The organism is Acidaminococcus sp. AM05-11, assembly GCF_003472805.1.
GTDB lineage: Bacteria > Bacillota > Negativicutes > Acidaminococcales > Acidaminococcaceae > Acidaminococcus > Acidaminococcus hominis.
Genome location: NZ_QRMX01000065.1, coordinates 1 through 1548 on the forward strand (window position 1 = coordinate 1; position 1548 = coordinate 1548).

A 1548-nucleotide genomic window follows, 5' to 3' on the forward strand; every position below is an offset into this window, starting at 1 on the left:
GGCTCTTCACGTTTTATTGTGGGATGGCAGATTTCTGCCATCCTTCTTTTATGTCTAGCAACATCCCACTGTCGCAATCTCTAGACAGTGCCGTTTCGTATAGATGGTAATGCTGAATATCGAATCAGAGTGAAAAAATATTCATCATTTTTGTATCCATACCCTATTCGTTTTGCAACCTTAATCTTGTTATTGAAGCCTTCAAGCTTTCCTGTGGTAATCGGATGGGCTGAGTGAGCAATCAAACCCTCTTTGCGTTTTCGCTTTAAGCGGGCAAACTTTTGCAGCTGCGGTATGTTGCTCTCCTCGGCTCCTTTAAACCATTTTTCCCATTCTACGGCAGCTAAATCGGGGTTTCTAAGCTCGAATAGATCACTTAGTTCCTCTTTCATTGTATGGCAAACTGTCAAATTTTCATGTTTTTTAAGGATTTCCTTGAGATTTTCTGCCTTTTTATCGCTTAGTGTTTCTTCCTTGCAAAGCAGCGTCCAGCGAGCTTGTTTTACTTCCTTGTAAAGCCGATTCTCCTCTTTAATTGAATCCTCTGCTTTTGTTGCCTGCTCTTCAGCAATATTCTCTGTAATCCCAAGCTTTAGGTTATCGGCTTTCTCTTTGTGCTGTCTTGCTTCCTCCAGCCTTACGGCTCCCAGCACATCTCGTCCATACTGGGCTTGCATATGGTAGCGGTCGTATACTATTGCCGCATGAGGCAGATACTTTTCTACCAGGGTGTTGAACGATGCGTTCATGTCCATTGCGACAGCTTCTACTTCAGACAAATACTCCAGGTCTGTCTCTTCAAAAAACTTTGTAAAGGCAGCTATAGAGCGTCCCGCACCAACCCAGAGGATGTCTCCCATATCAAGGTCCATAACACAGGTTGCGTAAGTATGGCCTTTGTGCATTGCAAACTCATCAACGGCAAGATGCTTAGGACGGTAGCCACTTTTGCGAAGTTCCTCGCTTCGCGTTTTGAGAGCCTCGTCCATAATTTCCTTATGGATTTTAGAAACTGTTCCCCAATGGATACCGGTCAAATCGCTGACTGCTTTAATCGTCATTTGATGCATAAGCAAAATCTTGATCCATAAAGCGGCACGAGAAGTGACTCTGGTTCCAGGATACTTAAAGGTTATGTTTTCATTGAAGGTATGCCCGCATTTTTGGCACCGGTAGCGGTGGAATCTCACACGAAGAATCCGTGGCTTTCCGGGTATCCAGGGCATGTCTTTAAGTGTAGTTACAGGGTTGTCATGGACATGGACCTTACCGCCGCAGCAAGGGCATACAACGTCGGCTGTAGGCCGGGTACTATTTACATCTATGATCTCTTCAAAAAGAGAAGCAATACTCGTAGGAATATTAAAATTGTCCTGTATGTTTTTGCATAAATTTGCTATACTTGAGGTTGAGAGCACGTGGATCATTCCTTTCGTAGTTTTGTCGCTATTACTTAGAATGGAGCATCCCGTGCTCTTTTTCAATACCTTTTTTCAGTTTTTAAATTCTGTCTTAGATTTCGTATCCCCCAATTTTCCGTGATGAGCC

Annotated in this window: 1 protein-coding gene; it reads right to left on the reverse strand. The window is 43.5% G+C overall.

What is annotated here, in order from left to right:
- Nucleotides 1-80: 80 nt before the first annotated feature.
- Nucleotides 81-1427, reverse strand: a complete 1347-nt coding sequence (locus DW089_RS11225) for an ISL3 family transposase (RefSeq protein WP_146109029.1) — start codon at nucleotides 1425-1427, stop codon at nucleotides 81-83.
- Nucleotides 1428-1548: the final 121 nt, after the last annotated feature.

What these genes read in the sequence shown, in the direction of transcription:
- DW089_RS11225 (WP_146109029.1), bottom strand. Translation starts at nt 1,427, where the DNA reads ATGATCCACGTGCTCTCAACCTCAAGTATAGCAAATTTATGCAAAAAC.